We start from the raw sequence: 6,109 nt of genomic DNA, 5'->3' as shown, positions 1-6,109 counted from the left end.
GGTGATGGACGACATCATCGAATGTCCCAAGCACAATGGCCGCTTCAACTACAAGACGGGCGTGGCTCGAGGCGCACCGGTATGCGTCAATCTCGCCACCTATCCAGTGAAGGTCGAGGCTGGCAAAGTGATGATCCAGATCGGCTGACCTGCCGCCGAATGCAACTGAGGGAACCCTTTTGATGAGCCGAAAAAGACCGACGGTGGCGGATTTGCGCGCCATGAAAGGCAAGCGCCAGCTGACCATGCTGCGCGTGCTGACGATGGACGAGGCAGAGGCCGCGGAGCGCGCAGGGGTCGACATCGTCTCGGTGCCGCCCGAACTGGTGCTCAACCCGCAATACCGGGACGCCGCACCCAGCCTGTTCACCATGCCAGGCGACAATTTCTACGAGATCGGCACGGCGGACGATTTCGTGCGCTGGGCTTTCCGGCTCTACAAGGCCGGCGCCGACGCGGTCTATTGCAGCGCCGGCTACGCCACGGTCAAGCGGATGGCCGATGACAATATCCCGGTGATCGGCCATGTCGGGCTGATCCCGTCACGGGCCACCTGGACCGGCGGCTTCAAGGCGGTCGGCAAGACCGCCGACACCGCCATGGAGGTCTTCGCGGCGGTGAAACAACTGGAGGCCGCAGGCGCCATCGGCGCCGAGATCGAGGTCGTGCCGGTCGAGGTGGCCAAGGCGATCTCGGAACGCACATCCTTGATCATGCTGTCGATGGGGGCGGGCACCGGTTGCGATGCGCAATATCTGTTCGCCGACGACATTCTCGGCCAGACCCGGGGCCACATGCCTCGCCATTCCAAGGTCTATCGCAATTTCGCCGCCGAATATGATCGTTTGCAGGCCGAGCGCATCGCCGCGTTCTCGGAGTATGTTGCCGATGTCAACAGTCTCGCCTATCCCGAAGACAAGCATGTGGTGCATATGGATCCGGCTGAGCTCAGCTTGTTCACGAAAAGGGTCGACAGGGCGTGAAATCTCAAGGCAATGAGGCGACGGACGAGGCCGCGCCGGTTCATATTCTCACGCTTTCCTGCGAGGATCGGCCGGGAATCGTTGCCGCCGTCACGGCGGAGCTTGCCGCGAACGGCGCCAACATCGCCGAAAGCAGCCAGTTCTGGGACCGGCAGACCAATCGCTTTTTCATGCGGATAGCCTTCATCAGCCCGCCAGGCTCGACCAGGGACAGCCTGGAGCGGGCCTTGAAATCAAGCGTCGACCGCTTCGGCATGAAGACCGCGCTCGTCGATCAGGCGCGCCGCCCGAAGATCATCGTCATGGTCTCCAAGTTCGACCACGCGCTTCTCCATCTGCTGTACCAGATCAGGGTCGGCTGGCTGAACGCGGAGGTTGCCGCCGTCGTCTCCAACCACGAGGATGCCCGCCGCTTCGCCGAGCTGGAGGGCATTCCCTATCACCATTGGCCGACCACCAAGGAGAACAAGGCCGAACAGGAACAGAAGCTGCTGGACCTGGTGCAGCGGACGGGGGCCGAACTGGTCATCCTGGCGCGCTACATGCAGGTCTTTTCAAAAGGCCTGTCGGACCGGCTGTTCGGACGGGCGATCAACATCCACCATTCGTTCCTGCCGAGCTTCAAGGGCGCTAAGCCGTATCACCAGGCCTTCGACCGCGGCGTCAAGCTGATCGGTGCGACGGCGCATTACGTCACCTCCGACCTCGACGAGGGTCCGATCATCGATCAGGAGACCGAACGCGTCACCCATGCGATGAGCGCCGAGGACTTCGTCGCTGTCGGGCGCGACATCGAAAGCCGGGTGCTGGCGCGCGCCGTCAAGTTGCATCTCGAAGCCCGCGTCATGCTCAACGGCCACAAGACCATCGTCTTCTGAGAAGCCACGTCAGGCCGGCCAACTGCCGCCTGCGAGCGCGGCGTAAAGCGTCTCGGCGTCGATACCGAGCGGCCGGTCCTCTTTCAGCATGGGGACGAGCGAGCGTATCGCCGTGTGAATTGCGGCGGTGCGTGGCGCCAATGTGAAGCCGTCGCGCAGGTCGACGGCCTGTGCGGCGGCCATCAATTCGAAGGCGATCAGGCGGCGCCACAGCGCGATCATCCCGGCGCATTTTGCCACCGCCAGAGGCGTCTGCGTGGCGTGATCCTCGACGCCTTCCGACACGGCCAGGAAGTCGAGCATCACCGGATTGGCCTTGTGGCGGATGGCGGCCAGGATCGACGTCACCGTCTTCTGCAGCGGTACGAGGCCGGCCGAGGCGCCGCCGACCGGCGACAGATATTTCGGCAGGCCATTGCGGCCGGAACCGGTGAGCTGGATGAAGCGCGCGGCACTGGCCGCGGCACATTGGGCGATCGCCAGGCCGAGCGTCTCAAAGGCGAGCGCCAATGCGGCGGTGTGGAAATTGCCGGTCGACAGCACCAGTCCATCATCGCCCAGCACCAGCGGGTTGTCGGCTGCGGCGTTGAGCTCGATCTCGACAGCCTGTCTCGCCTGACCGATCGCCTCAATCAGCGCGCCATGGATCGACGGCATGCAGCGGATCGACAGCGGGTCCTGCAAGGTGGTCGGCGCCGGCGCCTCATCGCGGACGAGCAGATCGTGCAGCGCCTTGGCTGCTTGCTGCTGGCCGGCCGCCGGGCGCGCCATATGCAGGCGCGGGTCGAGGATGGTGCGGTTGGCAGCAAAACCTTCCATGGTCAGCGCCCCGGCCTGCTGTTGCCGGGCAAGGGCGGTCAGCGCATCCGTCACTGCAAGCGCGCCGCTGCCGGCGGATACCGCCGAGGCGTTGATCAGCGACAGGCCGTCCTTCGGCGCCAGGCTGATGGGGGCGAGGCGCGCCATCATCAGCGCCTTGGCCGCCGGCATGAGACGGCCCTGATAGTCGGCTTCGCCATCGCCAGTGAGCATGCGGGCGAGTGCCGTCATCAACACCAGGTCGCCGGCGCCGATCGAGCCGAGCGACGGCATGACGGGATGGACGCCGGCATTGAGCGCGTCGACCAAAGCGACGAAAACGGAAGGCGACAGGCCGGAGCCGCCGACCGACAGCATCGACGCACGGGCAAGCATGGTTGCCCGCACGGCTTCAACCGGCAGCACCTCGCCGACGGCGCCGCTGCGTCCTTCAAGCAACTGGCGCTGGAAGGCGCCGGCGTCGCCCTCTACAGCAGTGCCGAGATTGGCGCCGAGCCCGGTGTTCAGGCCATAGATCTGTTGGCCGGATGCGGCGGCTTGGTCGAGCACTTTTCGTGCCTTTTCCAGCCTGCCGATGACATCGGGTCCAATCTCCACCTTGCGCCCATCGCGGGCGATCGCAGCGACATCGTCAATACCGACGCCGGTTCCGGTGAGGACGAGCGCGCTCATGCGAAGCGCAGCCGCTGGCCGATGCCTTGCACTTGGGCCTTGGCCAGCATCGCCTTGCCCAGCGCAATGTCGGACAGCGACAGGCCGCGATGCCAGAACAGGATCGTTTCGGCGTCGCTTTCGCGCCCGGCTTTCAGACCGGCGGCGATCTGGCCAAGCTCGGCATGCAGCGTCTTCTCGCTCAGCCGCCCGGTCTCGACATGGGCGCGCAGCGAGCCGAACTTGCCGCCCTTGCACTGGCCCCAATCGTCGACGACCATTTTCTGCATGATATCGGTCAACGACAGTTCCACCGCGCTCATCGTGCCGTAGGGCACGACCAACGCGCCGGGCTTGATCCATTCGGTCTTGAGCAATGGCTGCGGCTCCGGCAACCGCGAGGCCTCGACGACAATGTCGGCGCCCTCGATGCAGCTTTTCCAGTCGGCGACCGCCGTCACCGTCTTGCCGAGATCGGCGGACAGTCTGGCGGCAAAACCGTCGCGGCTTTCCGGGCGGCGCGAATGGACGCGGATCTCGTCGAAATCGAAGAGATGGTCGAGCAGGCGGACATTCCAGTAGGCGGTGCCGCGCGCGCCGATATGGGCCAGCACTTTGGAATTCTTTCGCGCCAGATGCCTGGCGCCGATGGCGGTGACGGCGCCTGTGCGCATGTCGGTGATGACGGTGGCGTCAAGGATGGCGCGCGGCGCGCCGGTGCGCGGGTCGAACAGGTTGAGGATGCCGAATTCGGAAGGCAGGCCATGCAGGTAATTATCGACATAGTCGCCGACGATCTTGACGCCGGCCGTGTCGAGCGGCGCGACGTAGCCGCGCAACACGTTGAAATGGCCGTGGAAGGACGGGTCCGGCTCGAGATGGACGCGCGGTTCGATCACCGTCTGGCCCTTGCCTTGCGCAACCAGGCCAGCCTCGACGGCGGCAATGATTTCGCCATCGGTCATGGCAAGGGCGTCGATGTCGAGGGCATTGAGGTAGTCGATGTAGATGGGCTTCATGTTACGCGGACACTTTCCTCGGCCACCCCGTTCATCCCATAGCAGGCCAAGGCGGGACACGAAAGTTTGTTGCGAGGTCTCTGGACGCCGCAGGTGAGATGCTGTTCAAACCGGTTCCGTCATGACAGCCGTTCCCGAGACCGCAACCTTATCCGAAACGGCCACCAATGCGCGGCGCGTGGCGCTGATCGTCGCCATCGCTTTCTTCATGCAGTTTCTGGATTCGACGATCATCTCGACCTCGCTGCCGCAGATGGGGGCTTCCTTCGGCGTGTCGGCGGTGGCGATCAGCATCGGCATCACGGTCTACATGCTGACCATGGCCGTATTCGTGCCGCTGTCGGGCTGGCTCGCCGACCGGTTCGGCGCCCGCAACATCTTCCTGCTGGCGATCGTCCTGTTCACCCTGGCCTCGCTTGCCTGCGGCGTCTCGCAAAACCTGACCCAGTTCGTCGCCGCACGTGTCGTGCAAGGGCTCGGCAGCGCGCTGATGACGCCGGTCGGGCGCATCCTGGTACTGCGTAATGCGTCGAAGTCGGAGCTGCTGAACGCCACGGCACTGATCACCTGGCCGGCGCTGTTTGCGCCGGTGATCGGGCCGGTGCTCGGCGGCTTCATCACCACCTATCTGTCCTGGCACTGGAATTTCTTCATCAACATCCCCCTTGGCGTGGTCGGGTTGGTGCTGGTCGCCCGCTTCATTCCGGGCGATCGCGAAGCCGACCCCAAGCCGCTCGACTGGCCGGGTTTTTTCCTGACATCGGCGGGGCTTGCCCTGCTTCTCTATGGCCTTGAACGCATTGCTCATCCGGAGGACGGCGTGTTGCCTACAGCGTTGCTGATCGTTGCCGGCATCGTCATCGGCTGGCTGGCGGTGCGGCATCTCAGGCGCGCGCCGCATCCGCTGCTCGATCTCTCCTCGTTCAAGGTGCTGACCTTCGCCATCTCGACGCTTGCCGCCGGCACCATTTTCCGGGTGGCGATCAACGCCACGCCATTCCTGTTGCCGCTGCTGTTCCAGGTCGGCTTTGGCCTCTCGTCCGTCGATGCCGGCTTGATGATCCTGGCCTATTTCCTCGGCAATCTCGGCATGAAGACGGTGACGACACCAACGCTGCGCCGTTTCGGCTTCCGGTCGGTGCTGGTCGTCAACGGCCTGATCGCTTCGGCGGCGATCATGGCATGTGCTGCGATCTCACCGCAGACGCCGCAAGCGCTGGTGGTGGCGTTGATGCTGATCGCCGGCCTGTCGCGCTCGATGCAGTTCACCGCGCTCAACACACTGGCCTTCGCCGACATCGATGCGGCGCAACGAAGCTCGGCGGCGACGCTGTCCTCGATGCTGCAGCAGGTGGCGATGCTGTTCGGCGTCGCGGTGGCGGCGGCGATCCTCAATTTGTCGCAGATCGCCAGGGACCGGCCGGCCCTCGATCTTGTGGATTTTCGAGTGGCCTTCCTGGCGATCGGCGCCATCGGGCTGGTGGCGGCGTTGCGTTTTCTCGTGCTGCCGCCAGGTGCGGGCGCGGAGGTTTCCGGCCACTCGCTGGGAAATTGAGATCGATTTTTCCGCCTGATGCGGAGATAAATTCCGTCTTGTCCTTTCGCCTTGGTGCAGCCTTTTCGCGAGTGGCGGCTATGGCGCAAGCAATTGCCAAAAGTGCAGAGTTTTCCGAGCATTGCGCCAGCTTCGGCAATCGATGCGTCCATTTGGCAAATATCGCTGCCGGCCGGGGTTCCGAGCGCGGATTCATTTGACGAA

General features: G+C 64.3%; 6 protein-coding genes. 4 read left to right on the top strand and 2 right to left on the bottom strand.

Annotation, left to right across the window (positions count from 1 at the left end; genetic code table 11):
- The 3 genes from EOC06_RS30805 to purU all read left to right on the top strand — a co-directional run.
- The coding region (locus tag EOC06_RS30805; RefSeq protein ID WP_164898818.1) for a Rieske 2Fe-2S domain-containing protein at positions 1–148 on the top strand (148 nt) is incomplete at its 5' end.
- 34 nt (positions 149–182) lie between these two features.
- Positions 183–983, top strand: coding sequence for a 3-methyl-2-oxobutanoate hydroxymethyltransferase (locus tag EOC06_RS30800; RefSeq protein ID WP_128309565.1), 801 nt, complete (start codon positions 183–185; stop codon positions 981–983).
- Positions 980–1,861 (top strand): formyltetrahydrofolate deformylase, encoded by an 882-nt coding sequence (gene purU / locus EOC06_RS30795; RefSeq protein WP_128309564.1) that lies wholly within the window; start codon positions 980–982, stop codon positions 1,859–1,861. The genes EOC06_RS30800 and purU overlap by 4 nt, the downstream gene beginning before the upstream one ends.
- A 9-nt stretch (positions 1,862–1,870) precedes the next feature.
- Here purU and hutH read toward each other — a convergent pair whose 3' ends face one another.
- Both hutH and EOC06_RS30785 read right to left on the bottom strand, forming a co-directional pair.
- Entirely contained in the window at positions 1,871–3,352 is a 1,482-nt protein-coding gene (hutH, locus tag EOC06_RS30790) for a histidine ammonia-lyase (RefSeq protein WP_128309563.1), read from the bottom strand.
- Positions 3,349–4,350 (bottom strand): ornithine cyclodeaminase family protein, encoded by a 1,002-nt coding sequence (locus EOC06_RS30785; RefSeq protein ID WP_128309562.1) that lies wholly within the window; start codon positions 4,348–4,350, stop codon positions 3,349–3,351. The genes hutH and EOC06_RS30785 overlap by 4 nt, the downstream gene beginning before the upstream one ends.
- A gap of 121 nt (positions 4,351–4,471) precedes the next feature.
- Here EOC06_RS30785 and EOC06_RS30780 point away from each other — a divergent pair, with 121 nt between their 5' ends.
- The gene (locus EOC06_RS30780) at positions 4,472–5,905 is read left to right on the top strand and encodes a DHA2 family efflux MFS transporter permease subunit (protein WP_128309561.1); all 1,434 of its coding nucleotides are present in this window, start codon (positions 4,472–4,474) and stop codon (positions 5,903–5,905) included.
- The last annotated feature ends 204 nt before the right edge of the window (positions 5,906–6,109 follow it).

It is taken from the genome of Mesorhizobium sp. M7A.F.Ca.MR.362.00.0.0 (assembly GCF_004023175.1).
Lineage (GTDB): Bacteria > Pseudomonadota > Alphaproteobacteria > Rhizobiales > Rhizobiaceae > Mesorhizobium.
This window is presented reverse-complemented; position numbering and strand designations above follow the sequence as displayed.